We start from the raw sequence: 24,919 nt of genomic DNA on the forward strand, positions 1-24,919 counted from the left end.
CGGAAGGGGCCTCCTGTCCTATCTCGGCAGGGTGGCCTGGCCGTACTGCCAGCTCGGCAGCTGTTCGATGCGACTCAGCACCCAGTCGTACTCGCCGGACATGACGGCCACCTTGCAGTAGCTGCACACGCCGGCGATGTCGAGGTCGAGCGGGGCCCCGCAGTTGGGGCACCGGTCGTCGAGGGTGCCGCCCTCGGGCTTGGTGACCGCCTTCGACGAGCGCTGGAAGGCCCAGTCCTCGGTCCACGGCTCGACGTTGCGTGACCCGCGCACGACCTTGCCCGGGCTGCCGTCGTCCTTGAGCTCCACGTCGTAGTCGGCGCAGCTGGCGAAGAACCGCACCGTGATGGTGTCGAAGTGCTCGTCGCTGTTGGCGGACACCAGATAGGTGTTCTGGATGGCCAGGTTGTCGAGCATGTTGCGGCGGTTGGCGGTGAGGTACTGCTCGATCTGGAAGCGGTGCTGCTGCCAGATCTGCTCGGCCATCACCCGGCGCGACAGGTCGGGCTTGCGCTCGCTCCAGGCCTGCTGGATGGCGAAGAACGCCTTGTTGACCTCGTTGACGAACAGGTTGGGGTCGAAGGCCGGGTCGTGGGCCTGGATCTGGGCGATGCCGGCCTCGAGGTCGGCCCGGGTGGTGGCGTGCTGGCGCGACGCGTCGGTGCCGGCCAGGTAGGCGCCGCTGGTGGTGGTGGCGGGCTGGGTGGGCATGCCGCCGCGGCCCCGGTGAGCGGCGATGAACACCGACCAGATGATGAAGGCGGTGAAGCCGCCGCCGAAGAGCAGGAAGAACAACAACCCGCCCCCTGCCGCACCGACGCCCGACCCGCTGGAGAAGCCACCACCGGAGAAGCCACCGCCACCGGAGAAGCCGCCACCGCCGGAGAAGCCACCGCCGCCGGAGAAGCCACCACCGGTGCCCCCACCGGCGCGGAACCACAGCGACGGCAGGTCGACCATGGCCAGGCGCGTCAGATCGAGGAGCGGTGCGAGCACGAGGTGGTCAGCCCTCTCCGTCGGTGTCGTCGGTCTCGGACCCGTCGCCCTCGGGAGCGGTGGTGTCCGTCGTCGGTTCCGCCCCGGCGGATGCCTCGGCGGGCGAGTCGCCTCCCGGCTCGGCCACCGCGGTCCCGCAGTGGGCGCAGAACTTGGCGCCGGCGACGAGCTCGTTGCCGCACTCGGCGCAGAACCGGGCCTGGGCCACGGGTGTGCCGCACTGGGCGCAGAACTTCGCACCCGGCGGGGTGGCCGCCCCGCACCCGGTGCAGGCGGGCCCCGCGGCGGACGCGGCGCCACCGGCGCCGGCTCCCTGGGCGGCGAAGCCCTCGCCACCGCCGGCGAAGCCCGGAGCCGCCGGCGGCATGGGTCCCTGCCCGGGCTGGTTCATCTGGTTGGCCATGCCCATGCCCACCCCCAGGAAGGCGGCACCGGTGCCGGCCCCGCCGCCCTTGGCCATGCCCTCGCCGGCGCCGAGGAGCGCTTCGCCCTGGGCGTACTGCTGGAAGCCACCGGCCAGGCGGCTGTAGGCGGTGTCCTTGGCCAGCTTCTTGAGGGTGGCCTGGTCCTCGGCGGAGAGGTTGAGATCGAAGTTGCCCATGCGGGCGACGGCCAGGCCGTAGTCAGCGATCTGTTCGTTGGTGGCCGCGATGACAGCCTGCTCGATCTCGGGGGTGTAGGCCGAGAGCCCGAGCACCGGCCAGTTGTGCCCCACGATCTGGCGGGTGACCTCGGTGCGCATCACCTTGACCATCTGCTGCTCGACCCAGTCGGTGATGTGGTCGTTGTCGGGCACGTCGATGGTGCCGACCAGGTTGAGCACCAGCTTGGCGGGGTCGGTGACCCGGAAGCTGTACTCACCGAACACCCCGAGCGTGACGATGTTGCCGGTCTGGGGGTCCTGGACGTCGTCGATGCGGCCGCCGAAGCGCTCGCTCGTGTACTCGCGGGTGCCCACGAAGAAGAGCTCGGCCCGGTAGGCGTTGCCGTCGGTGGCCCAGTCGATGACCGCACCGAGACCCATGATCTCGTCGGCCTCGACCCGGTGCTGGCCCGGCCCGAGCGTCCCGACGACCTCGCCCTTGTTCACGAAGAGGGCCAGCATGTCGGGCTCGACGATCAGGCGGCTGCCCTTGCGCAGGTTGATGTCAGGCCACTTGAAGAGGACCTGATCCTTCTTGTCGTCGGGGACGGCGATGAAGACCCGGCCGAGTATCGCCACAGACACCACCTCACAGGAACGACACGCCCGGACGGGCGGGTCCGGTGCCCAGGGTACTTCCCGACCCCACCCACCCGCGGGTGCTTCGCCGAGAGCCTCCGTCGGGGTGACCTCGGAGTCCCCGGAGGGCCCCGGTAGATTCGCCGGTGTGACGACAGGTGGCCCCCCTCCTCTCCCCGCGCCCTTCGACCCCGGTCGCCGGCGCTTCCTGGTGCTCGGCGGCACGGCCGCCCTGGCGGCCGCCGTGGCCGCCACCGGCTGCAGTCCCTTCGGGGGCGACGAGTCGAGCACCACGGTGAGCGTGACCGAACCGATCCGCCCGATCCCACCGTCGATGCCCGGGGCCGAGCCGCCCCCTCCGGCCGGGTTCGTCTTCGACACGGTCATCAAGGGTGGACGGGTCATCGACCCCGACTCGGGCTTCGACACCATCGCCGACGTCGGGATCACGGGAGACCGCATCACCTCGATCTCCCTCGAGCCCCTGCAGGGCACCACCACCCTCGACGCCACCGGCAAGGTGGTCGCCCCGGGCTTCGTCGACCTGCTCTCCTACGAGCCCAACTCCTTCGGCACCTGGTACAAGATCGGCGACGGGGTCACCACCAACCTCGGGATGCACGGCATCAAGGCCCCCACCGACGCCGGCCAGTTCTTCGCGCAGTACGGGGGCACCAGCCCGGTGCACTTCGGCGGCGCCTTCTCCGACCAGTGGTTCCGCGAGACCATCGGCATCTACGACACGGCCAGCGCATCGCAGCTCTCACGCCTGCGCGATGCCCTCGACCAGCAGATCGACGCCGGCTTCATCGGGGTGGCCATCGACCCGGAGTACGCCCCCTACATCGACTTCGCCGAGTACGTCGCCCTGGGCGAGGTGGCCCGCGACGCGGGCGTGCCGCTGTTCACCCACATCCGCTACTCCAGCCCGGACCCGCCCGAAGCCAACTCCATCTCGGCCATCGAGGAGGTCATCCGCGTCGCCGAGCAGTCCGGCGTGTCGCTCCACGTCGACCACATCCCGTCGATGGCCACGCACGTCATGAGCGAGGCCATGTCCCTGCTCGACGACGCCCGCGGGCAGGGCCTCGACGTGACCGGCTGCTTCTACCCCTACACGTACTGGGGCACCTACCTCGGCTCGGCCCGCTTCAACGGCGACTGGCAGTCCCGCTTCCGGATCACCTACGAGGACCTGCAGGTCGCCGGCACCTCCGAGCGGGTCACCGCCCAGACCTTCGGCACGTACCAGGCCCAGAACAAGCTGGTCGTCGCCTACGCCATGCCCCAGGCGGACATCAACGCCGCCGCGTCGGCCTCGTGGACCATGGTCGGCTCGGACTCCATCCCCGAGCCCGCCGACAACAACCACCCGCGAGGGGCGGGCTGCTTCGCCCGCCTGGTGGGCCCGTACGTCCGAGAGCTGGGGGTGCTGTCGCTCAACGACGCCATCGCCAAGGCCACCATCATCCCCACCAAGCGGGTCGAGAAGGTCGTCCCCCTCATGCAGCGCAAGGGCCGCCTCCAGATGGGGGCCGACGCCGACATCACCGTCTTCGACCCAGCCACGGTCGCCGACAGGTCCACCGTCGAGGATCCGTCGATCATGTCGGCGGGCATCGAGCAGGTCCTCGTCATGGGCGGCCTGGTCAAGAACGGCGACCAGCTCGACACGTCGCTGCTGAACGGCCAGGGCATCAAAGGCGAGCCCCTGTAGGCACGGGCCGGGATCCGGGCCGGACGACGGCGCACCGGCCCGGCACGCGAGGGCGAGGGAGGGGGCGGCGCAGGCCCGGTCGGGTGCCGTTAGGGTCCGCGGATGGCGAGGGTCACCCGGGAGGCCTCGGTGCAGCGGCGGCGCCAGCTGCACGCGGCCACCGTCGCCGAGCTGGCCCGGACCGGCGTCCACGACCTGGCGCTGACGACCGTCGCCGATCGTTGCGGGGTCACCACCACCACGATCTACCGGCGCCATCCCACCCGCGACGACCTCCTCGACACGGTGATGAGCGAGGTCCTCGCGCCCCCCGTCGGTGACTGGCTCGACCGCCTCGCCGAGGGCCTCGCCGAGGGCCTCGACACCCACCGCCGCCCACCCCGAGCCCCCGACGCGACGGTCGTGGCCGCCTGGTGCCAGCTCTGCGTGGCCGCCGCCTGGCCGAGCCCGCTCAGCGCCGGCATGCGCTCGGTCGTGTCCCCGGCCGACCGCACCCTCGGCGGCGCCGACCGCGACCGGCCGGCCGCGGCGGCCCTGCTCGTCGGCTCGTGGCTCCTGGCCCTCGGCCTCCACCGCCGCCCGCCGCCGCTGACCCACCAGCTCCGGGCCGCGGGCCATCACCTCTCGAGCACCCGCTCCGTCTCCGCGTCGGGCACCGGGCAGCCCGACGCCCTGCACCATCGCCCCACCTCCGCGCCGGCGGCGACCTCGGGCCCGCTCCTCGACGAGCGCGGTCGCCGGCTCCTGCTGGCCACGGCCGAGGCGATCGACCGGGTCGGCTACGAGAACGTGTCCGTGAACGCCATCGCCCGGCGCGCCGGCACGTCCACCGGGGCGCTGTACAACCGCTTCTCCGGCAAGGCCGGCCTGCTCGCCGCCTGCCTGTCGGCGCCGAGCCCCGTCGGGTCCGAGCGGTGGGGGCCGCAGGTCGAGGCCCTCCGCCTCGGCCCCTCGCTCGACCCCGAGGTCACCACGGCCGTCGACGCCGTGATCGGGCGGCCGCTGCGGGCCCGGGCCCGGGCCCTGGGGGCGATGCGTCGAGACGACCCCACGGCGTTCCCCGCCGACATCCGACCCGCAGCCGCGGCCTGGGTGGCCGTGGCCCTCCCCCTCGGGCGCTGGGTCGTACAACGGGTTCTCGTCCCACCCGTCGCCTCGCCCCCGGTGCGTTCGTGAGCGCCGGCTCTACCCGCCGGTAACCTCGCCGGGCCGACGACGACGGAGGGGCGCGGTGGACGAGCTGGCACAGATGGACGCGTGGGGTCAGGCCGACCTGGTCAGGAGGGGCGAGGTCACGCCGAGCGAGCTGGTCGACGCCGCCATCGCCCGCATCGAGGCGGTCGACCCGGCCCTCAACGCGGTCATCCACCGACGCTTCGACGCAGCCCGGGCCGAGGCGGCCGGCCCGCTCCCCGACGGACCGCTGCGCGGGGTGCCCTTCCTGGTCAAGGACCTCGACCTGCACATCGCCGGCGAGCCGCTGCACTGCGGGACCCGCTTCCTCGCCGACGCCGGCTCCACCAGCGCCACCGACGACACGCTGACCGAGCGCTTCCGGGCGGCCGGGCTCGTGATCCTCGGCCGCACCAACACCCCCGAGTTCGGCACCACCATCACCACCGAACCAGTGGCCGCCGGGCCCACCCGCAACCCATGGAACACCGAGCACTCCACCGGGGGCTCGTCGGGAGGGAGCGGCGCGGCGGTGGCCTCGATGATGGTGCCGGCCGCCCACGCCAGCGACGGGGGCGGATCCATCCGCATCCCGGCCAGCGAGTGCGGCCTCGTCGGCCTCAAGCCGACCCGAGGTCGCACCCCCCTCGGACCTCGCTACGCCGAGCACTGGAACGGTGCCGTCATCAACGGCGTCGTCACCCGCAGCGTGCGGGACACCGCGCTGTTCCTCGACGTCATGAGCGGCCCGGCCCCGGGCGACCCCTTCGTGACCCCACCTCCCGCCCGCCCCTACGTCCAGCAGGTCGGGGCCGATCCCGGCATCGTGCGCATCGGCCTGCTCGACCGTCCGGCGCAGTCCGACGTGGTCGCCGATCCTGTGGTCGGCGAGACCCTCCGCGCCGTCGGGGGCCTCCTCGAGAACCTCGGCCACCGGGTCGAGGCGAGCCACCCCGAGGCCATGGGCGACCCGGACTTCTCCCGGCACTTCATCACCATCATGGCGGCGAACCTGCGAGCCGACCTCGACGAGTGGGAGACCACCCTCGGACGCACCATCGGCGGCGACGAGCTGGAGCCGGCCAACGCCATGTTCGCGGCGATCGGCGGGGCCACCAGCGCCGCCGACCACCTGGCCGCCACCCGCTGGCAGCACCGGTGGGCCCGCCGCATGGCCGAGTGGTGGGACGGCGGGTTCGACCTGTTGTGCTGCCCCGTCATCAACGGCACCCCTCCCCCGCTGGGATGGCTGTCGGATCCCGAGAAGGGCCTCGACCGGGTCACCGAGCTCATGCAGTACACCGCGCAGTTCAACGTGACCGGCCAACCCGCCATCTCGCTGCCGCTGGCCTGGACCGACGACGGCCTGCCCATCGGGATCCAGCTGGTGGCGGCCTTCGGCCGCGAGGACCTGCTGGTGCGCGTCGCATCGGAGTTGCAGGGGGCCCAGGACTGGACCCTCCGCCTCCCACCGGTGCACGCCTGAGCAGCGGCCCCACGGCCCGCAGCCCGGCCCGATCGAGGCTCAGCCGTGCTGCGCCGCCACCGCCGCGATGCCGGCGGCGAAGCGGTCGACGTCGTCGATGGTGGTGGCGAAGCTGGTCATGGCGCGGATCTCGTGACGGGCCGGTTCCCACTCCCACACGAACGACCACGCCTGCAGCTCGGCCACCGCGGCCGCCGACGGCAGCTGCACGAACGTGGCGTTCACGTCCGGCGTGCCGGTCACCTGGACCCCCTGGACCCCGTCGAGACGGTCGGCCAGGCGCCGGGCCATGGCGTTGGCGTGCCCCGCGGTGCGCAACCAGAGGTCGTCGGCCAGCAGGGCCTCGAACTGGGCGCCGAGGAAGCGCATCTTGGAGGCCAACTGAGTGGTCTGCTTGCGCACGAAGGGCAGCACCCGGGCCACCGCCGGCTCGAGCACCACGACGGCGTCGCCGTACATCAGGCCGTTCTTGGTGCCGCCGAAGCTGACCACGTCGACCCCGGCATCGGTGGTGAACGAGCGCAGATCCCCGTCGAGCGCGGCGGCGGCGTTGGCGATCCGGGCCCCGTCGAGGTGCACGTGCAGGCCGTGGTCGTGGGCCACCTCGGCCACCGCGGCGATCTCGTCGGGCCGGTAGAGGGTGCCTCGCTCGGTGGACTGGGTGATCGACACGACGCCGGGCTGGGCGTGGTGCTGGTTGCCGAGCGCGTACAGCACGGCGAGCACGTCGTCGGGGCGGAGCTTGCCGTCGGGCGTGGGCACCGTGAGCAGCTTCGAGCCAGTGAAGCGCTCCGGGGCGCCGCCCTCGTCGACGGCGATGTGGGCCTCTTCGGCGCAGATCACCGCCTCGCCGGGCCCCAACAGGCAGGCCAACCCCACGACGTTGGCCCCGGTCCCTCCCCAGCACAGCGCCACGGCGGCCGCGCCCCCGAAGAGGTCGGCCAGCGCCGACTCCGCCCGGGTCGTCCAGGGGTCCTCGCCGTAGGCGAGGGCGCACCCCTCGTTGGCCGCCACCATGGCGTCGAGGACCTCGGGCAGGACCCCTGCGGCGTTGTCGCTGGCGAACGAGCACTGCGGGGCCGGCGGCATCGACAGCGAGCCGGCGTTCACCTGAGGTAGCCCAGCGTGCGGGCCTCGGCCGACAGCTCGTCGCGGAACTTCGGGTGGGCGATGGCGATGAGGCGCTCTGCTCGCACCGAGACCGGTTGACCGTGCAGCTCGGCCACCCCGTACTCGGTGACGACGTTGTCGATCGTGTTCTTGTGGGTGGTGATGACCGCCCCCTCGCCGAGGCGGACCTTGATCCTGCTCACCGACTCGTCCCTGGTGGTGGAATGCAACGCCAGGAAACCCATGCCGTGAGGGGAGAACATCGCCCCCTTGGCGAAGTCGGCCTGCCCCCCCGACCCCGACCACATGCGCCCGCGGATCATCTCGGAGTTGGCCTGTCCCATCACGTCCACCTCCACGGTGGCGTTGATCGACACGAAGGCCCGCTCACGTCCGATCACCCGAGGATCGTTGACCCAGTCGACGGGGAGGAACTCGGCGGCCGCGTTGTCGTCGATGAAGTCGTAGAACGCCCGGGTGCCCAGGGCGAAGGTGGTGACCATCTTGCCCGGGCGGGTGGTCTTGCCGGTGCCGGTGATGACACCGGCCATGAACAGCTCGGCGATGGCGTCGGAGAGCAGCTCGGTGTGCACCCCGAGGTCGCGGTGGTTGCCGAGGGCGCTCAACGCCGCGGCCGGGATGGAGCCGATGCCGACCTGGATGGTGGCCCCGTCGGGGACCCGCTCGGCGATGAGCTCACCGATGATGCGGTCCTTCTCGCTGACCCGGGGTGACGGGCTCTCGGCCAGGGGGTAGTCGGCCTCCACCCAACCGGCGACCTGCGAGACGTGGATGGTGTTCTCGCCGCGGGTGCGCGGCATGTGGGGGTTGGCCTCGAGGAAGAACGGGGCCTTGCCGATGAAGCGGGCCACGTAGTCGGCATTGGTGCCGAGCGAGAAGTACCCGTGGCGATCGGGCGGAGAGGCGGCGGCGGCGATGATGGGCGCTCGCGTGACGTAGCTCAGGATGTGCGGCATCTCCGAGAAGTGGACCGGCGTGAAGTCCAAACCCCCTTCGTGGAAGGCGGGCCGCGTGATCTCGGAGAGGAAGTAGGCCACGTGGCGCAGGCCGGGATAGACGCCGTGGAGGTAGGGGCGATCGTGCAAGGAGTGCATCTGGTGCACCCGCACTCCCTCGAGGTCGGGGCCGGCGGCATCGACTGCGGTCATCACGGTGTCGGGTTCGCCGTTGGCGAGCGGCACGATGACGTCGGTGTGGGCACCGAGGTGCTCGACGATCGCCGAGGGGTCCGAGCAGCGGGTGCGGCGGAGGGCTTCGTTCACGAAGGTGGTCCTTTCCCGTCCGAGCAGACCCTAGCGACGCCCGACGGTGCCGCCGGAGGCCGGGAGGGCACGGACAGACGAACCACGAGCGAACGCTCGGTGACGAGGCGAACCCGATCTGATCCCGTGGGCTGACGACGCGACCCGTGCGTCAGCGGGCGCTCGGTGAGTCCGAGACCAGGTTCTCGCCGAGCGGCGCTTCCTGGGACTCGGGTTCGGGCACGGCGTCGGCCGGGCTCAGGTAGCGCCACACCAGGCCGGCCACGACCGCCCCGACGATCGGCGCCAGCCAGAACAGCCAGAGCTGGCCGATGTACTCCCCGCCGGCGAACAGCGCCGGGCCGGTGGATCGGGCCGGGTTCACCGACGTGTTCGTGATCGGGATGCTGATCAGGTGGATGAGCGTCAGGGCCAGGCCGATCGCCAGCGGCCCGAAGCCGGCGGCGGCCCGCCGGCCGGTGGCGCCGAAGATCACGAACAGGAACCCGGCGGTCATCACCAGCTCCGTGAGCAGGGCGGGACCGAGCCCGTAGCCGCCGGGTGAGAGGTCGCCGTAGCCGTTGGCCGCGAGACCCTGCTCGGCGGCGTCGTACCCGCCGGGAGCACCCTTGGCGATCACCAACAGCACGCCGGCGGCGGCGATGGCCCCGATCAGCTGCACGATCACGTAGGGAAGGGCATCCTTGGCCTTGAAGCGCCCACCGGCCAGCAGCCCGAGCGTGACCGCCGGGTTGAAGTGGCCGCCCGAGATGTGCCCGACGGCGTAGGCCATGGTCAACACGGTGAGACCGAAGGCGAGCGAGACGCCCACCAGACCGATGCCCACGAACGGTTCGGAATCCCCGCCGAACGTGGCCGCCAGCACCGCGCTACCGCACCCTCCGAGCACCAACCAGAACGTGCCGATCGCTTCGACGGTCAGACGTCTGCCCATGTCCATGGTCACTCCTTCGTCCCTGAACCACCCCGGTCGAGCGATTCGGCGAAACGATATTCGACGAAGGATCTCCGAGGTCGGATCGGGGGGATGAGTTCCGACGGCCTCGTGGCAACCTGTGCAGGTGACCGTCTCGCTCCCCCCACCCGAGGACCTGAAGGCCCTGCTCACCCTCGACCCGGTGAAGCCCGACGCCTTCCTCGCCCCCACGGCCGACAACGGCTGGGGGCGCATCTACGGGGGCCAGGCCATCGCCCAGGGCTTGCGGGCCGCCGGCCACACGGTGGGCGACGGGCAGCTCCCCCACTCGCTGCACGCCTACTTCATCCGCGAAGGCGACGAGAAGGCTCCGGTCCTCTACGAGGTCGAGCGCATCCGCGACGGGCGCTCGTTCTCCACCCGCCAGGTCGTGGCCTACCAGGCCGGCGGTGCCATCTCGACGCTCATCGCCAGCTTCCACCTGCCCGAGGAGTCCGAGGACGCCCAGCGTTCACACGTGCCCGCCGACGCCCCCGCCCCTCTCGACGTCCCGGCCGAGCCCACCGACCTCTTCTTCGAGACCCGCCCCACCCGCATCGACGCCGGCCCCGCCCGCTGGGCCTGGATGCGCGCCACCGAGGACCTCGGCGACGATCCCGCCCTGCACGCCTGCGCCCTGGCGTACCTGTCCGACGAGCACCTCCTCGGCGCCGCCCTGTCGGCCCACTCGGGCGCCAGGGACTGGGAGTCGCTGATGACCGCCAGCCTCGACCACGCCATCTGGTTCCACCGGCCCTTCCGGATCGACGACTGGGTGCTGTTCGACCTCCACGGCCACGGCAACGCCGACGCCCGGGCCTTCGCCACCTCCCTCGTCTTCGACGCGGCGGGCCGCCAGATCGCCACCGTCGCCCAGGAGGGCCTGGCTCGCGCCCGGCGACCGGCACCGGGCGCCCCGTGACCGGCGCCGCACGGGTCGGCGAGGGAGCGGATCAATGCACTCCCGCCGGGGCGCCACCTGTGTCATGGTCAAGGGGATGACCGATCAGTGGGACATGCCGGCGGTGGGCCCCAGCACCAACCGAGCGGGAGAGTTCGACCCCTTCGCGCGCTGGGCCCCGTACGGCGACTTCGACGACGAGGACCCGCTGATCCCGGGCACCGAACGTCCCGAGTTCCTGCCCCCCACCGACGGCCCCATCGAGCTCGAGCGCACCTTCGCCTTCGTCGACATCTGCGGGTTCACCGCGTTCACCGAGGAGCACGGCCCCCGACGCTCGATCGCCATGCTCAAGACCTTCCGCAGCCTGGTCAAGGAGATCGCCGGCCGACGTGGCATCCGAGTGGCCAAGTGGCTGGGCGACGGCGCCCTGCTCGTCGGCGTGCTCCCCGGTCCCACGGTCGCCACCGTCTCCGAGCTCACCGGCCGCTTCGAGACCCTCGCCAGCGACCTGCGCGCCGGGGTGGCGTCGGGCACGGCCCTGCTCTTCGACGGCGACGACTACATCGGCCGACCGGTGAACCTGGCCGCTCGCCTGTGCGACGAGGCCGGCCCCGGCGAGCTGCTGGCCGACAACGAGTCGCTCCGAGGCCAGCCCGACTGGGTGCAGGCCGGTCGCAGCCGCATGGTCGAGGTGCGAGGCGTCGGGGCCGTCGAGGTGCGGCCCCTGCGGCCGGCCTACGACGTGGAGTTCCCGCCCGAGCCCGCCAGCGAGTTCTGACCAGCGCCTGCTCGTCGGCTTTGGGAGAGCCGGCTCCAGCTCGCTATGCTCTCCCGGCTGGCGTGCAGCAACTCGCCCCCATCGTCTAGCGGCCTAGGACACCACCCTCTCAAGGTGGCGGCACGGGTTCGAATCCCGTTGGGGGTGCCAACCACTGAGCCCCTGGTGAGCGCACCGAGCTGGTGCACCGACCGGGGGCTCCGTGCGTTCTCGGGCCCACTCGGGATGCCGGTGGCCTCCCCGGCGCACCACTGCAGGTCTGCGTTGCGCCCAGCCGTGATGGTGGTGGCGACCTCTCCGCATCCGGCGGCGGGCACCGCCGAGCGGCGTGGTCGGCGCCGGCCCGCATCCGTGGCACAGTGCTGCGCCATGACCGTGCTGACCTTCGTCGTGCTGGCCCTGGGCGTGGTCTGCCTGGTGGCCGGGGCCGAAGGTCTGGTCAAGGGCGCGGCGTCCATCGCCAGCCGCTTCGGCATCGCCCCGGTGATCATCGGTCTCACGATCGTGGCCTTCGGGACCAGCGCCCCGGAGCTGGCCGTGAGCGTCGGCGCCGCCGCCGGCGGCAAGGGCGACGTGGCCCTGGGCAACGTCCTCGGGTCCAACATCTCCAACATCTTGTTGATCCTGGGTGCCGCCGCCGCCATCGGAGGACTGGTGGTGTCCCAGCGCATCATCCGCCTCGACGTGCCGATCCTCATCGGTGTCTCGACCCTCGTGCTGCTGCTCTCGCTCGACAACCGCATCGGTCGCATCGAGGGGCTGATCCTGGTGGCGGGGGTCATCGCCTACACGTTCTGGTTGATCCGAGGGGCCCGCAAGAGCGACGAACCCGACGTCGACGCCGAGTACGACGAGTCGCTGGAAGCGCTCGAGGGGGCCATCATCGAGCGTCCGCTCTACGTCCAGGTCCTCCTCGTGCTGGCGGGCCTGGTCCTGCTGGTCGCCGGTTCGCAGCTGCTCGTGGGGGCGGCCACCGACATCGCCGAGGCGGTCGGCCTGAGCGACCTGGTGATCGGTCTCACGGTGGTGGCCATCGGCACCTCGCTCCCCGAGCTGGCCACCTCGGTGCTGGCCGCCATGCGGGGCGAGCGCGACATCGCCGTCGGCAACGTCGTCGGCTCCAACCTGTTCAACCTGTTGCTCGTGCTGGGGACGACGGCGATCGTGTCGAGCGACGGCATCGCCGTGAGCGACGCCGCCCTGCGCCTCGACTTCCCGGTGATGCTGGCGGCCACGTTCGTGCTGTTGCCCATCTTGTGGACCGGCTTCGCGATCCGCCGCTGGGAGGGCATCGTCCTCATGGCCTTCTACGTCGCCTACATCACCTACCTGGTGCTCGACTCGAGCGACCACGACGCGGCCGACGTGGTGGGCCCGGCGGTGCTGCTCGTGACCCCGCTGGTGCTGCTCACCTTCTCGGTGCTGGGCTTCCAGGCGTGGCGACGGCACCGGGCCCGCCTCGCCGACTCACAGGCGGGCTGAGCCGACCCGGTCCGTCGGGCCCGGTCGCCCGGGCCCGGAGGCACCGGTCACTCGTCGTCGGCGACCTCGCGAGCGTCCTCGACCGTGGCCATGTCGCCGTCGGGGTCGGTGCCCTCGACGCTCTCGCCGTGCGCCTTCTGCACGGCCACCTTGGCGTCGTCGACATCGACGTCGTCGGCCCGGTCGGCGACCGCTTCGGCCTCGGCGTCACGGTCGCCGGTGGCGGCGTGGAGCTTCTGGCGCAGCGTGGGCTCGTCGTGCTCGCCGTCGGTGTGGTCGCTCACGTCGTCTCCTCGGTCTCGGGGTCTTCTCTCGGCGTCCAGCATGGGCCGACGGGCGGCGATTCGCCACCCGGACGACTTTCAGATCCCTCACAGATCGCCCGCTACCCTTCCGCCCATGCTGAGCACCATCATCTCCACCCCCCGAACGCGACGCACGCGTGGCGCCCTCTTCGCCTCGGCGACCGTGACCACCGCGCTGCTGCTGGCGGCCTGTGGCGGCGGTGACGACGACGCCGAGGTCGTCGAGTCGTCCAGCACCACCGAGGCCGAAGCCACCACCACCACCGCCTCGGGTTCGATCGACGCCCTCCCCAGCGGCGTGGAGGTCGACACCACCGTCTGGTTCGGAGCCTTCGAGATCGGCCTGGCTGATCCTGCCCTCGAAGAAGTCACCCCGGACAACCCCGAGCTCACGATCGATGTGCAGGTCGAGAACCTGTCCGAGCGGAACCAGACCCTGCGAGCGAACCAGGTCCAGCTCTGGGTGGGCGACGAGCAGACCATCCCGGCCGACTACGACGGTGGAAGCGTGCCCGGCCTCGGCCGCAGCACCGGGACGCTCTCGTTCGACCTCAGCCGAGTGGAACCCGACATCGATCTGGCCGACGCCGAGATCCGTTTCGGGACCGACGCCGTGAACCAGGCGATCGTCCCCCTCGATGGCGACGACGTCGTCACCCTCGAGCCGGCCGTGATCGACATGGGCGAGACGGCGGTCGCCGGAGTGTTCACCTTCGACGTGGTGGAGGTGACCGTCCAGTACAACGAGGTGACCCGCAATCAGCCGCTGGACGCCGGTGAAGCCCTGCTCGTCTTCGGATACGACGTCACCCTGGCGGCGCAGGACACCACCACCCAGACCGTCCGCTCCAACCAGTGGCGGCTGACCCTGCCGGACGGGACCGACGTCGGCCAGAGCCTCGACGACGGGCCCGGCAGCCTCCAGACCGGGACCACCGCGCGGGACAACCTGATCGGCTTCGTCGCCGACGACTTCGGCCCCGGCGACTACGTCCTGACCCTCACCGGTCTGAACGCCGACCGCGACCCGGTCGAGGCCCAGCTGACCGTCTCCATCAGCGAGGCGGATCTGAGCGACTCGGGCTCCTCGTCGGACGAAGACGACGAAGACGACGAGTCCGACGACACGACCACGACGACCGAGAGCTGAGCCGGATCTCGGGATCCGGGCCGCGACAGCTCTTGTCTCAGCGGCCGGACGCGGTGGCCACGATGGTGACGAGGTCGACCATCGTGGCCACCAGCGCGTCGGGATCTCCGGGCTCGATCGGGGCCAGGGCCCGGTAGATGCACAGCGCCGGGACCATCTCGACCAGGAGCTCGAGCTGGGGGTGGTCCGCTCCCAGGATCGCCACCAGTTCGGCGCGGACGCGGTCGTGGAGCGGGTCGATGACGCCGACGCGCAGCGACTCGGCCAGCTCGGCATCGTCGCGGATGGCGGTGAGCAGCCCGGGGAGGAACTCGCCCCTGGTGCCGAGGGTGCCGCCCGCCACCAGGCCGGCGATGTGGGCCAGCACCTCGAGCGGTTCGCCCTCCCCCGGCCGTTCGAACGTCTGGTTCTTCACCCGGAGGGCGTCGACCAGCAGGGCCTGCTTGGTGGGCCAGCGGCGGTAGAGGGTGGCCAGGCCCACCCCGGCCCGCGACGCGATGTCCTGGACGCGCAGCTGGTCGTAGCCCACCTCGTCGAACAGGTCCCCGGCGGCCTGCAGGATCGCGTCGGTGCGGTCGGCGGCCAGCGGACGGCCGCGTCCGCGCACCATCGGGGTCGGGTCGTCGCCGGTGGCCGCGTCGACGTCGACGCCGGAGAGGTCGACGCCGGAGAGGTCGATGGGGCCGGAGGCCGGCTCGGCGCTGGTGGTGGAGTCCGCCACGCCGGGTACTCTACGGCACCGAACGATTTACGGAAGGCTTGACTTCCGTAAATCCACCGGGCAGCATGTGACGCACGACCGCCACGCCGGCATCCGATCTCCAACCGTCCCATCAGGGGGAACCATGCGAACCGTCGTACCCGAGGGCATCGACCTGCTCGACCTCGATCGCTTCCGAGACCTCGAGCACCACGAGATGTTCAAGCGCCTCCGCCAGGAGGCACCTGTGGCCTGGCAGGAGCACAACCTGCCCCGCGCCGCCGGCTTCTGGAACATCGTCTCGCACAAGGACCTCATCACGGTCAACCGCGACACCGGCCTGTACTCCTCGGAGATCGGCGGCATCTCGATCCTGACCCCGGAGGAGTACGAGACCTCCTCGGGCACCGACCCGCGCGGCCTGATGATGCTCTACATGGACCCGCCCAAGCACACGCGGTACCGCCGCCTGGTGAACAAGGGCTTCACCCCCCGCATGGTCGGCCTCATCGAGCAGTACCTCGAGCACCGGGCCGTCCTGATCGTCGACAACATCATCGAGCGCGGCAGCTGCGACTTCGTCGAGGACCTGGCGTCCGAGCTCCCCCTGCAGGCCATCGCCGAGATCATGGGCGTCCCCCAGGAGGACCGCAAGCTCCTGTTCGACTGGTCCAACCGCATGATCGGCATCGACGACCCCGAGTACGCGGGTGAGGACGGCGCCGCCGCGTCGGGTGAGCTGTTCATGTACGTCAACGAGCTCGGCAAGCAGCGCCTCACCGATCCCCGCGACGACATCGTCACCAAGCTGTTGAACGCCGAGCTCGAGGGCGAGAAGCTCTCCGAGCTCGAGTTCGACATGTTCATGATGCTGCTCACCGTGGCCGGCAACGAGACCACCCGCAACACCACCTCGTGGGGCATGTGGGCGCTCATGCAGAACCCCGACCAGTACCAGCTGCTGCGCAACGACATCGACGGCAAGCTCGACAACGCCATCGAAGAGATCCTGCGCTGGGCGACGCCGGTGTACCACTTCCGGCGCACCGCCACGGCCGACACCGAGATCGGTGGCCAGCAGATCGCCGAAGGCGACAAGGTCGTGATGTGGCACATCTCGGCCGACCGCGACGAGGCAGTCTTCGACGACCCCTTCACCTTCGACATCGAGCGGCCCAACGCCCCCGAGCACATCGCCTTCGGCGGCGGCGGGCAGCACTTCTGCCTCGGCGCCAACCTGGCCCGCATGGAGCTCAAGCTCATCTTCCGCGAGATCCTCGAGCGCATCCCGGACATGCAGCTCGCCGGCGACGTGCAGATGCTGCGCTCCAACTTCATCGGTGGGGTCAAGCACATGCCGGTGACCTACAGCACCGGCGCCCGGCGCAACCCGGCGCCGCTCGCCGCCGTCTGAGCCTCGCCGCGACGGCCCACTCTCCTTCTGGGGGAGCCCGACGGTGCCCCGCTCCTCGGAGCGGGGCACCGTCGCGTCCGGATGCGACGCCCGGCTCGTTCGCCGGGTCGTTCAGGCGTCGGAGGCGGCCCCGGCCCGTTCGAGGGTGAACCCCACGTAGCCGTCGCTCGCGACCGCCTCGCACCGCTGGCGGTACCCCGCCACTCCCCCGAGGTAGGGCATGAAGACCCGAGGCTTGCCCGGGACGTTGGCCCCGAGGTACCAGGAGTTCCCCTCGGGGTAGAGCGTGTAGCCGGCCAGCTCGTTGACGTGCTCGACCCATGCGTCCTCCGCGTCGGGGTCGGCCTCGATGGTGGCCATGCCCGCCGTCTGCAGATGGGCGATGCAGTCCGAGATCCACTCCACGTGCTGTTCGATGCTGACCATCATGTTGGTGAGCACCGAGGGCGAACCGGGACCGGTGACCATGAACAGGTTCGGGAACCCGGCCGTGGCCAGACCGAGGTAGGTGCGCGGACCCGACGCCCACTTCTCGCGCAGCGACACGCCGTCTCGACCTCGGATCTCGGGTGCGAGCAGGGCGCCGGTCATGGCGTCGAAGCCGGTGGCGAAGACCAACACGTCGAGCTCGTGGACCCGGTCGGTGGTGCGCACCCCCTGGGGCACGATCGCCTCGATGGGGGTCTCGCGTAGGTCGACCAGCTCGACGTTCGGCCGGTTGTAGGTGGCGTAGTAGTCGGTGTCGAGGCAGAGCCGCTTGGCCCCGATGGGATAGGTGGTGGGCATCAACCGCCGAGCGACCTCGGGGTCCTCGACGATCTCGGCGATGCGCTGGTGGGCGTACTCGGCCACCACCGCGTTGGCCTCGCGGTCGACCATGACGTCGGAGAAGGCACCGAGGAGCCCGAACAGCTTCCCCGACTCCCACCCGGCGCGGAGGCGCTCGGCGCGGGTCTCGGGGGCGGCCTCCGCGAGCGACCCGGCGGGCGGTGGCACCACCACCCCGCCGTGGGTCTCGGTGCGCAGCGTCTCGCGGTGGGCTCGGTAGTTCGCCTTGCGCTCGGCCACGAACTCCGGGTCGAGCGGTGCGTTCTGGGCGGGCACGGCGTAGCTCGGCGTGCGCTGGAAGACGGTGAGGTGCTCGGCCACCTCGGCCAGCAACGGGATCGACTGGATGCCCGAGGACCCGGTGCCGATGACCCCGACCCTCTGGCCGCTGACGTCGACCCCCTCGTGGGGCCACCGGCCGGTGTGGTGGGTCGGGCCGGCGAAGGTCCCGATGCCTTCGATCTCCGGTTCCTTGGCCGCCGACAGGCAGCCCACGGCCATGACGAGGAACCGGGCGCGGAACCGGTCGTCGGCGTCGGTGCGCACCAGCCACCGACCCTCGAGCTCGTCCCAGGACGCCCCCGTCACGCGGGTCTCGAAGCGGATGTCGCGGCGGAGGTCGTGGCGGTCGGCCACGTGGCCGGCGTAGGCCAGGATCTCGGGCTGCGTCGCGTAGCGCTCGCTCCAGTCCCACTCCTGTTCGAGGTCGGGATCGAACGAGTAGCTGTAGTCCATGGACTCGATGTCGCAGCGGGCACCGGGGTAGCGGTTCCACCACCACGTGCCGCCGACGTCGCCGGCCGCCTCGATCACCTGCGCCGAGAGGCCCAGGCGACGCAGCCGCCACAGCATGTACATCCCGGCGAAGCCGGCCCCCACCACCACCGCGTCCACCTCGGTGACCGGACCGGGCTCGTGGACGTCGGGCCGGCTGCCCTCCGCCTCTGCTGCCATGAGCGTCCCCCTTTCGTGCTCCCCCCATCATGTCCCAGGACGGCGGGTGGGGCCCCGACCGCCGATGCGGTCGGGCCGACGCGCCACCCCGTCGCCGACCGGTCCGCATCCGGCCAGACTGGGACATGGCCATCGACACCGGCTTCTTGTTCCCCCACCCCCGTCACGTCGAGCTGGGCGCGGCGACGTGCCCGCCGGGCGCGGCGGTGCGCACCGCGCTCGACCCCTCGCTGCCGGCCGAGGGGTACCGCCTCACGGTGGCCGACGACGAGATCCGCATCGACCACGCCGACGACGCTGGACGGGCCCACGCCGACGCCACCCTCGGCCAGCTGCGTCGACAGTTCCCGGACCGGCTCCCGACGGGCACCGTGGAGGACCATCCCGACCTGTCCGTGCGCGGCTACCACCTCGACGTGAGCCGCGACCGCGTCCCCACCCGCGCCACGCTCGCCCGCCTGGTGGAGGTGATGTCACGGGCGCGGATGAACCACCTGCAGCTCTACGTGGAGCACACGTTCGCCTACGCCGACCACGAAGAGGTGTGGCACGACGCCTCCCCGCTGACGGCCGACGACCTGCGTTGGCTCGACGCGCGCTGCGCCGAGCGCGGCATCGAGCTGGCCGCCAACCAGAACTGCTTCGGCCACATGGAACGGTGGCTGGCCCACGACGCGTACCGGTCGCGGGCCGAGCTCCCCGAGGGCCTGGAGCTGACCCCGGGCCTGACCCTGCCACCGTCGACCCTCGCCCCCACCGAGGACAACGCCCGCTTCGTGCTCGACCTGGTGGCCGAGCAGCAGGCCGCCCTGTCGGGACGCACGGTGAACATCGGGTGCGACGAGACCTTCGAGCTGGGTCGTGGGGTGAGCGCCGACGCGGTGCGTGAACGGGGAGCGGCCGACGTGTGGGCCGAGCACGTGGCCCGCGTGGCGAACCCCCTCGCCGACGACGGTCGGCGGGTGCTGTTCTGGGACGACGTCGTGCGGCGCCGTCCCGAGGCGCTGCACCACCTCCCCGACGAGGCCGTGGCCCTGGTCTGGTGGTACGAGGCGCCCCAGCGGGACCTGCCGGTCGCCGCGCTGGCGCCCGAGATCCGCGATCTGATGGCCCGCATCGGCCTCGACCTCGACGAGTGGTCCGGCTACGCCCCGGGGTTCTCGGCGGTCACCGAACCGCTCGCCGGGACCGGACGACCCTTCTGGGTGTGTCCCGGCACGTCGTCGTGGAACTCCTTCGTGGGCCGCATCGACAACGCCCGGGCCAACCTCCTCGACGCCGCCCGGGTGGGCGTGGAGCGCGGTGCCGGCGGCTACCTCGTCACCGACTGGGGGGACAACGGCCACCACCAGCCGCCCTCGGTGAGCTTCCCCGCCATCCTCTACGCCGGGGCGGTGAGCTGGTGCGCAGCCACCAACGCCGACGCCGACGTGACCGCGGTGCTCGACCGCGACGTGTTCGCCGACCGCGCCGAGGTGCTCGGCGGCCTCCTCGACGCGATCGGGCGCGTGTGGCACCGCACCGGCGAACAGACCTTCAACGCCAGCCCCCTGGCCGCCGAGGTGGTCTCGGGGATGTTCCTGCCGGGGGCCGGCGCCGTCCACCCGGCGCGGGCCAACGCGGTGGCCGGGGCGCTCGACGACGCGCTCACCGCTCTCGGTCGCGCTCGTCCCGCCTGCGCTGATGCCGACGACGTGGTGGTGGAGCTCGACGCTGCCATCCGTCTCGCCCGCCACGGCGCCCGCCGTCTGGCCGCCCGCGGCGGCGGGGCGGCCGGCGCGGCGGAGCGCCTCCGCCTCGACTTCGACGAGGTGCGCGATGCCCAGGGAGCGGCGTGGGACCGGCGGGCCCGTCCGGGCGGGCGCGCCGACAGCTTGGCGAAGCTGCGTCCGCCCCCGGACTGATCGTTCGGCTAGGCGGGGTCGGTGGGGCCCACCACCGGCACGGAGAGGCCGGCGCCGTCCTCGGTCAGCAGCGTGGCCAGGATCACGATCGGGGCGTCGGTGTCGTTGGCCCCGAAGTGCACCATGTCGCCCACCTCCACCACTGACTCCTCGGCCTCGATGGAGGTGGTGGAGGGGCCGGTGACGTCCTCCTCGGTGCCGGTGGCCCGCCGGACGACAGCAGTGCCCGACTCGACCGTGTAGCTGAGAGTGCCCGACTCGATGAACGCCATCTGGATGCCGGGGTGCACGTGGGGAGCCAGCTGGGCCCCGGGGGCGATCGTGTAGCGGACGAGCGACAGGGTCATCCCCGGCACACCCGGCGGGTCGACGTGCTCGGAGAGGATCTCGCGGACCACCGGCTCGTCGGACGAGCCCGGGTCGGTCGGGTCGGTCGAGTCCGCGTCGCTCTCGGTGGTGGAGGGGGCCGCGGCCGAACGCTCCTCGGCGGTGTCGTCGGCACCGCACGCGGCCAGGACCACGAGGAGCAGGGCGGCGAGCAGGACGGTCAGGCGATGGCGCATGGCGGCAGTCTGACGGACCGGGCCGGTCACCGCGTCCACTGCCGCGCCCACGAGCCCAACACCCGAACCAGAGTTCCTGTGACAGCGCTACACGTCGCCGCGTCAGATGTTCTAGGGTGACAGAGGACACGTCACTCCCGAGGGGGACCCCCATGTACGACCTCAAGATCACCGGCGGCACCATCGTCGACGGCACCGGCGCCGACCGCTTCGTGGGCGACATCGGCGTCAAGGACGGACGCATCGTCGCCGTCACGCGCGGCGGAGGTCTCGAGGGCGACGCCGCCGAGACCATCGACGCCACCGGCAAGGTCGTGGCCCCCGGGTTCGTCGACATCCACACCCACTACGACGGCCAGGTCACCTGGGACGCCGTGCTCGAGCCCTCCAGCGCCCACGGCGTCACCACGCTCGTCAGCGGCAACTGCGGCGTGGGGTTCGCCCCCGTCCATCCCGGCGGCGAGACCGAGCTCATCGAGCTCATGGAGGGTGTCGAGGACATCCCCGGCACCGCCCTGCACGAGGGCATGACCTGGGGCTGGGAGAGCTTCCCCGGCTACCTCGACAAGCTCGAGAGCCGAGAGCTCGCCGTCGACTTCGGGGTGCAGATCGCCCACGGCACGGTGCGCACCTACGTCATGGGCGACCGTGGCGCCCGCAACGAGCCGGCGTCGCCCGAGGACATCGACCTCATGGGCAAGTACGTCACCGAGGCCGTCGAGGCCGGGGCGCTCGGCTTCTCCACCTCCCGCACGCTCGGCCACCGCGCCATGAACGGCGAACCCGTGCCCGGCACCTTCGCCGCCGAGGACGAGCTGTTCGGCCTCGGTCGAGCGATGGCGAAGGGAGGCCGCTCCGTGTTCGAGCTGGCCCCCATGGGTGCCGCCGGTGAGGACATCCTGGCCCCCAAGACCGAGGTCGAGTGGATGCGCCGCCTGGCGGCCGAGGTCGACCGCCCCGTGTCGTTCGCCCTCATCCAGGTCGACGCCGCTCCCGATCTGTGGCGCGAGATCATGGACGAGTCGCTCGCCGCCCACGAGGCCGGGGCGCCGATCTACCCGCAGGCCGCCGCCCGCCCCTTCGGGATGCTCCTGGGCTTCGCCGGCCACCACGCCTTCTCCAAGCGCCCCACCTACGTGGAGCTGGCCTCGCGGCTCTCCCCGCAGGAGCTCGCCGTCGAGCTGCAGAAGCCGACGGTGAAGGCCGCCATCCTGTCCGAGACCGACCTCCCGTCGGACCCCAACGTGCTGTTCGACGGCATGAACGGGCTCTGCCAGGGCATGGTCGACCGCACCTACTCCCTCGGCGACCCGGTCGACTACGAGCCCACCGCCGACCGCACGGTCACGGCCATGGCCCAGGCCCAGGGCCGCGACCCCCTCGACGTGCTCTACGACCTCTACTGCGAGCACGACGCCACCGCCATGCTCATGGTGCCGTTCTTCAACTACTCCAACGGCAACCAGGACGCGGTGCGCGAGATGCTCACCCACCCGGCGGGCGTGGCCGGCCTCTCCGACGGCGGCGCCCACTGCGGCATGATCTGCGACGCCTCCTACCCCACCTACCTGTTGTCGTTCTGGGCCAAGGGGCGCACCCGCGGCGAGGGGCTCCCCCTCGAGTTCGTGGTCAAGAAGCAGGCCCACGACACCGCCCAGCTCTACGGCCTCACCGACCGTGGGGTGATCACCGAGGGCAAGAAGGCCGACATCAACATCATCGACATGGACCGCATCGAGATCGGCCGGCCCTACATGGCCTACGACCTGCCCGCCGGCGGCAAGCGCCTGCTGCAGGGGTCCACCGGCTACACCCACACCATCGTCAGCGGCGTGGTCACCCGGCGCGACGGCCAGGACACGGGCGCCCGCCCGGGTCGCCTCGTCCGCGGCGCCCGCTGAACCACCCGGCCCGCCGGTACCGGCGACCTCGCCGGATGCTCCGGGCCTCCCGGCCCACCCGCCTGCGCCGCCTAGGGTGCAGGCGTCCCGTCCGCGGGCGCGACCTGCGCCCGCGACCAGATCACACACCCCAGGGGGAACACCTTCCATGACTGCTGACGCGTCCCTCGCCGGCCGCACCGCCATCGTCACCGGAGGCGGCACCGGCATCGGCGCCGCCTGCGCCCAGCGCCTCGCCTCGGACGGCATGGACGTCACCATCTGCGGCCGCACCGAGAGCAAGCTCACCGACGTCGTCGATCGCATCGGCGCCTCCGGAGCAGCCGGCACCGTGCGCCACCAGGTCACCGACGTCACCGTCGAGGACGACGTGGCCGCCCTCGTGGCCGGGCACATGGAGGCCTTCGGTCGCCTCGACGGCTTCGTGGCCAACGCCGGCGGGGGCGGGGGCATGGGTCCCTACCACCTGCAGGACACCACCGAGTTCCTACGGGTCCTGCACCTCAACGTGCTGGGCACCATGCTCTCGGTCAAGCACTCCGTGCCCCACCTGGTGGCGGCCGGCGGTGGCTCCTTCGTCGGCATGTCCTCGCTCGCCGGGCACCGCACCCACCCCATGTTCGGCGCCTACACGGTGGCCAAGGCCGGCATCGAGGAGATGATGAAGAACGCCGCCGACGAGTACGGCGAGGTGAAGGTGCGCTTCAACGCCGTGCGCCCCGGCTTCATCTCCACCGAGATCATGGAGGGCATCCCGCGCGACTCCGAGGTCTACGACAGCTACATCCAGCAGACCCCGCTGGGCGACGTCGGCGAGCCCGAGGACGTGGCCAACCTGGTGCGCTTCCTCGTGTCCGACGAGGCCCGGTGGATCACCGGCATGTCCATCAACGTCGACGGTGGCCACCACCTGCGCCGTGGGCCCCTGTTCACCTCGTTCATCGAGCCGGCCATCGGGCACGACGCCCTCGTGGCCAAGGGCCCCGTCCCGAGCTGAGCCCTCTCCCGGCCGCCGATCGGCCGGTTGCTTGACCGTGATCACGATCCGCCGGCTCCCAGTAGCGTGGCGGATCGTGACGCGTCAGGCACCAGATCGAACCCGCACCACCAGCCCGATGGGAGGCCGCCGGTGAAGCTCGGGCTGTTCTTCGACCTGCGCAACCCCGAGCCGTGGGCCCGGCCGTGGCCGGAGGTCTACGGGGCCACGCTCGACCTGCTCGAACGGGCCGAAGCCCTGGGCTGCGAAGCGGCCTGGTTCACCGAGCACCACCTCTTCGACGACGGCTACCTCCCCCAGCCCCTCACCTTCCTCGCCGCGGTGGCCGCCCGCACCCGGCGCATGACCATCGGCACCGCCGTCGTGTTGGCCGCGCTGCGGCCGGCCCCCCTCGTCGCCGAGGAGGCGGCCGTGGTCGATCAGCTCTCCGGGGGGCGCCTGGAGCTGGGCATCGGAGCCGGCTACGTCGCCCGCGAGTACGAGCTCTACGACCGCGACATCACCCGGCGCTACGGCCTCACCGACGCCGCCGTGGCCGAGATCCGCCGCCTGCTCGACGACGGCGTGGTGACCCCGGGTCCCGCCCAACGCCCCTTCCCCCTCTGGCTGGGCTACCAGGGCCCCCAGGGGGCACGGCGAGCAGGACGCCTCGGCGTGGGCCTGCTCAGCCTCGACCGCTCGTTGCTCGAGCCCTACCGCGACGGCCTCGTCGAGGGAGGCCACGACCCGGCCACGGCCCGCACCGGCGGCCTGCTCGACATCGTGGTCGCCGGCGATCCCGAGGCCACCCTCGAGCGCATCCTCCCCCACTACCTGCACCAGGCCAACAGCTATGGGGCGGCCGCAGCGGCCGGCACCGGTCGGGAACCACGCGTGCTCACCGCCGAGAAGGTGCTGTCGCGCCGCACCGGCCCGGGATCGGTGCCGGGTCTGCGGGTGCTCACGCCCGACGAGGCCGTGGCTGCCATCCGCGAGGCCGTCGCCGACTCGCCCGTCGAGCACGTGTACCTGTGGGCCAGCATCGCCGCCATGCCCGACGACCTCGTCGAGGAGCACGTCGAGCTCCTCTTCACCCAGGTCCGCCCCCGCCTGTGACC

General features: G+C 71.7%; 21 protein-coding genes and 1 tRNA gene. 13 read left to right on the forward strand and 9 right to left on the reverse strand.

The window, feature by feature from the left end; genetic code table 11:
* Positions 1-18 precede the first annotated feature (18 nt).
* Both LUW87_RS07205 and LUW87_RS18730 read right to left on the reverse strand, forming a co-directional pair.
* A complete protein-coding gene (locus tag LUW87_RS07205; protein ID WP_232670448.1) occupies positions 19-996 on the reverse strand; it encodes a 39S ribosomal protein L45 in 978 nt (325 codons plus the stop codon).
* 7 nt (positions 997-1,003) lie between these two features.
* The gene (locus LUW87_RS18730; protein ID WP_346742406.1) at positions 1,004-2,218 is read right to left on the reverse strand and encodes an SPFH domain-containing protein; all 1,215 of its coding nucleotides are present in this window, start codon (positions 2,216-2,218) and stop codon (positions 1,004-1,006) included.
* 148 nt (positions 2,219-2,366) lie between these two features.
* Here LUW87_RS18730 and LUW87_RS19140 point away from each other — a divergent pair, with 148 nt between their 5' ends.
* From LUW87_RS19140 to LUW87_RS07235, 3 genes are all read left to right on the forward strand, one after another.
* Positions 2,367-3,935, forward strand: a complete 1,569-nt coding sequence (locus LUW87_RS19140) for an amidohydrolase family protein (RefSeq protein WP_232670449.1) — start codon at positions 2,367-2,369, stop codon at positions 3,933-3,935.
* A 102-nt stretch (positions 3,936-4,037) separates the two neighbouring features.
* On the forward strand, positions 4,038-5,111 hold the full coding sequence (locus LUW87_RS07230) for a TetR/AcrR family transcriptional regulator (protein ID WP_232670450.1): 1,074 nt from the start codon (positions 4,038-4,040) through the stop codon (positions 5,109-5,111).
* Positions 5,112-5,166: 55 nt separating this feature from the next.
* Entirely contained in the window at positions 5,167-6,594 is a 1,428-nt protein-coding gene (locus tag LUW87_RS07235) for an amidase (protein ID WP_232670452.1), read from the forward strand.
* A 39-nt stretch (positions 6,595-6,633) separates the two neighbouring features.
* Here the strand turns inward: LUW87_RS07235 and LUW87_RS07240 are convergent, their stop codons facing one another.
* The 3 genes from LUW87_RS07240 to aqpZ form a co-directional block, all read right to left on the reverse strand.
* The gene (locus LUW87_RS07240) at positions 6,634-7,704 is read right to left on the reverse strand and encodes a threonine aldolase family protein (protein WP_232670454.1); all 1,071 of its coding nucleotides are present in this window, start codon (positions 7,702-7,704) and stop codon (positions 6,634-6,636) included.
* A complete protein-coding gene (locus LUW87_RS07245) occupies positions 7,701-8,987 on the reverse strand; it encodes an acetyl-CoA hydrolase/transferase family protein (RefSeq protein WP_232670455.1) in 1,287 nt (428 codons plus the stop codon). The genes LUW87_RS07240 and LUW87_RS07245 overlap by 4 nt, the downstream gene beginning before the upstream one ends.
* Positions 8,988-9,138: 151 nt before the next feature.
* Positions 9,139-9,927, reverse strand: coding sequence for an aquaporin Z (gene aqpZ, locus LUW87_RS07250; RefSeq protein ID WP_232670456.1), 789 nt, complete (start codon positions 9,925-9,927; stop codon positions 9,139-9,141).
* A gap of 121 nt (positions 9,928-10,048) precedes the next feature.
* On the opposite strand from aqpZ, the gene LUW87_RS07255 reads away from it, so the two are divergent.
* From LUW87_RS07255 to LUW87_RS07270, 4 genes are all read left to right on the forward strand, one after another.
* Positions 10,049-10,864, forward strand: coding sequence for an acyl-CoA thioesterase (locus tag LUW87_RS07255; RefSeq protein WP_232670457.1), 816 nt, complete (start codon positions 10,049-10,051; stop codon positions 10,862-10,864).
* 76 nt (positions 10,865-10,940) lie between these two features.
* Entirely contained in the window at positions 10,941-11,624 is a 684-nt protein-coding gene (locus LUW87_RS07260; RefSeq protein WP_232670458.1) for an adenylate/guanylate cyclase domain-containing protein, read from the forward strand.
* 74 nt (positions 11,625-11,698) lie between these two features.
* Positions 11,699-11,774, forward strand: a tRNA-Glu gene (locus tag LUW87_RS07265).
* Between the two features lie 219 nt (positions 11,775-11,993).
* On the forward strand, positions 11,994-13,106 hold the full coding sequence (locus LUW87_RS07270; protein ID WP_232670459.1) for a calcium/sodium antiporter: 1,113 nt from the start codon (positions 11,994-11,996) through the stop codon (positions 13,104-13,106).
* Between the two features lie 47 nt (positions 13,107-13,153).
* On the opposite strand, the gene LUW87_RS07275 is transcribed toward LUW87_RS07270, so the two are convergent.
* Complete coding sequence (locus LUW87_RS07275; protein WP_232670460.1) at positions 13,154-13,390, reverse strand: hypothetical protein; 237 nt, start codon at positions 13,388-13,390, stop codon at positions 13,154-13,156.
* A 115-nt stretch (positions 13,391-13,505) separates the two neighbouring features.
* Between LUW87_RS07275 and LUW87_RS07280 the strand changes: the two genes are divergently transcribed.
* Positions 13,506-14,561: a hypothetical protein gene (locus LUW87_RS07280; protein ID WP_232670461.1), complete on the forward strand. Its 1,056-nt coding sequence runs from the start codon at positions 13,506-13,508 to the stop codon at positions 14,559-14,561.
* 37 nt (positions 14,562-14,598) lie between these two features.
* On the opposite strand, the gene LUW87_RS07285 is transcribed toward LUW87_RS07280, so the two are convergent.
* Positions 14,599-15,282 carry a TetR/AcrR family transcriptional regulator gene (locus LUW87_RS07285; protein WP_232670462.1) on the reverse strand — a complete coding sequence of 228 codons (684 nt, stop codon included), beginning with the start codon at positions 15,280-15,282 and terminating at the stop codon, positions 14,599-14,601.
* 124 nt (positions 15,283-15,406) lie between these two features.
* Between LUW87_RS07285 and LUW87_RS07290 the strand changes: the two genes are divergently transcribed.
* Entirely contained in the window at positions 15,407-16,675 is a 1,269-nt protein-coding gene (locus LUW87_RS07290) for a cytochrome P450 (protein WP_232670463.1), read from the forward strand.
* Between the two features lie 111 nt (positions 16,676-16,786).
* Here LUW87_RS07290 and LUW87_RS07295 read toward each other — a convergent pair whose 3' ends face one another.
* Positions 16,787-18,457, reverse strand: a complete 1,671-nt coding sequence (locus LUW87_RS07295) for a flavin-containing monooxygenase (protein ID WP_232670465.1) — start codon at positions 18,455-18,457, stop codon at positions 16,787-16,789.
* Positions 18,458-18,582: 125 nt separating this feature from the next.
* Here LUW87_RS07295 and LUW87_RS07300 point away from each other — a divergent pair, with 125 nt between their 5' ends.
* The gene (locus LUW87_RS07300) at positions 18,583-20,361 is read left to right on the forward strand and encodes a glycoside hydrolase family 20 zincin-like fold domain-containing protein (RefSeq protein ID WP_232670466.1); all 1,779 of its coding nucleotides are present in this window, start codon (positions 18,583-18,585) and stop codon (positions 20,359-20,361) included.
* Between the two features lie 8 nt (positions 20,362-20,369).
* Here LUW87_RS07300 and LUW87_RS07305 read toward each other — a convergent pair whose 3' ends face one another.
* A complete protein-coding gene (locus tag LUW87_RS07305; RefSeq protein WP_232670467.1) occupies positions 20,370-20,924 on the reverse strand; it encodes a cupin domain-containing protein in 555 nt (184 codons plus the stop codon).
* Positions 20,925-21,076: 152 nt separating this feature from the next.
* Here LUW87_RS07305 and LUW87_RS07310 point away from each other — a divergent pair, with 152 nt between their 5' ends.
* From LUW87_RS07310 to LUW87_RS07320, 3 genes are all read left to right on the forward strand, one after another.
* Positions 21,077-22,825 carry an N-acyl-D-amino-acid deacylase family protein gene (locus LUW87_RS07310; protein ID WP_232670468.1) on the forward strand — a complete coding sequence of 583 codons (1,749 nt, stop codon included), beginning with the start codon at positions 21,077-21,079 and terminating at the stop codon, positions 22,823-22,825.
* Positions 22,826-22,973: 148 nt separating this feature from the next.
* Complete coding sequence (locus LUW87_RS07315; RefSeq protein ID WP_232670469.1) at positions 22,974-23,822, forward strand: glucose 1-dehydrogenase; 849 nt, start codon at positions 22,974-22,976, stop codon at positions 23,820-23,822.
* A gap of 132 nt (positions 23,823-23,954) precedes the next feature.
* On the forward strand, positions 23,955-24,917 hold the full coding sequence (locus tag LUW87_RS07320; RefSeq protein WP_232670470.1) for an LLM class flavin-dependent oxidoreductase: 963 nt from the start codon (positions 23,955-23,957) through the stop codon (positions 24,915-24,917).
* Positions 24,918-24,919: the final 2 nt, after the last annotated feature.

Origin of the sequence: Rhabdothermincola salaria (assembly GCF_021246445.1) — a bacterium.
Lineage (GTDB): Bacteria > Actinomycetota > Acidimicrobiia > Acidimicrobiales > Acidimicrobilacustridaceae > Rhabdothermincola_A > Rhabdothermincola_A salaria.

What these genes read in the sequence shown, in the direction of transcription:
- LUW87_RS07290 (WP_232670463.1), top strand. Translation starts at nt 15,407, where the DNA reads ATGCGAACCGTCGTACCCGAGGGCATCGACCTGCTCGACCTCGATCGC.
- LUW87_RS07295 (WP_232670465.1), bottom strand. Translation starts at nt 18,457, where the DNA reads ATGGCAGCAGAGGCGGAGGGCAGCCGGCCCGACGTCCACGAGCCCGGT.
- LUW87_RS07260 (WP_232670458.1), top strand. Translation starts at nt 10,941, where the DNA reads ATGACCGATCAGTGGGACATGCCGGCGGTGGGCCCCAGCACCAACCGA.
- aqpZ (WP_232670456.1), bottom strand. Translation starts at nt 9,927, where the DNA reads ATGGACATGGGCAGACGTCTGACCGTCGAAGCGATCGGCACGTTCTGG.
- LUW87_RS07305 (WP_232670467.1), bottom strand. Translation starts at nt 20,924, where the DNA reads ATGCGCCATCGCCTGACCGTCCTGCTCGCCGCCCTGCTCCTCGTGGTC.
- LUW87_RS07315 (WP_232670469.1), top strand. Translation starts at nt 22,974, where the DNA reads ATGACTGCTGACGCGTCCCTCGCCGGCCGCACCGCCATCGTCACCGGA.
- LUW87_RS07270 (WP_232670459.1), top strand. Translation starts at nt 11,994, where the DNA reads ATGACCGTGCTGACCTTCGTCGTGCTGGCCCTGGGCGTGGTCTGCCTG.
- LUW87_RS07230 (WP_232670450.1), top strand. Translation starts at nt 4,038, where the DNA reads ATGGCGAGGGTCACCCGGGAGGCCTCGGTGCAGCGGCGGCGCCAGCTG.
- LUW87_RS07300 (WP_232670466.1), top strand. Translation starts at nt 18,583, where the DNA reads ATGGCCATCGACACCGGCTTCTTGTTCCCCCACCCCCGTCACGTCGAG.
- LUW87_RS07310 (WP_232670468.1), top strand. Translation starts at nt 21,077, where the DNA reads ATGTACGACCTCAAGATCACCGGCGGCACCATCGTCGACGGCACCGGC.
- LUW87_RS07280 (WP_232670461.1), top strand. Translation starts at nt 13,506, where the DNA reads ATGCTGAGCACCATCATCTCCACCCCCCGAACGCGACGCACGCGTGGC.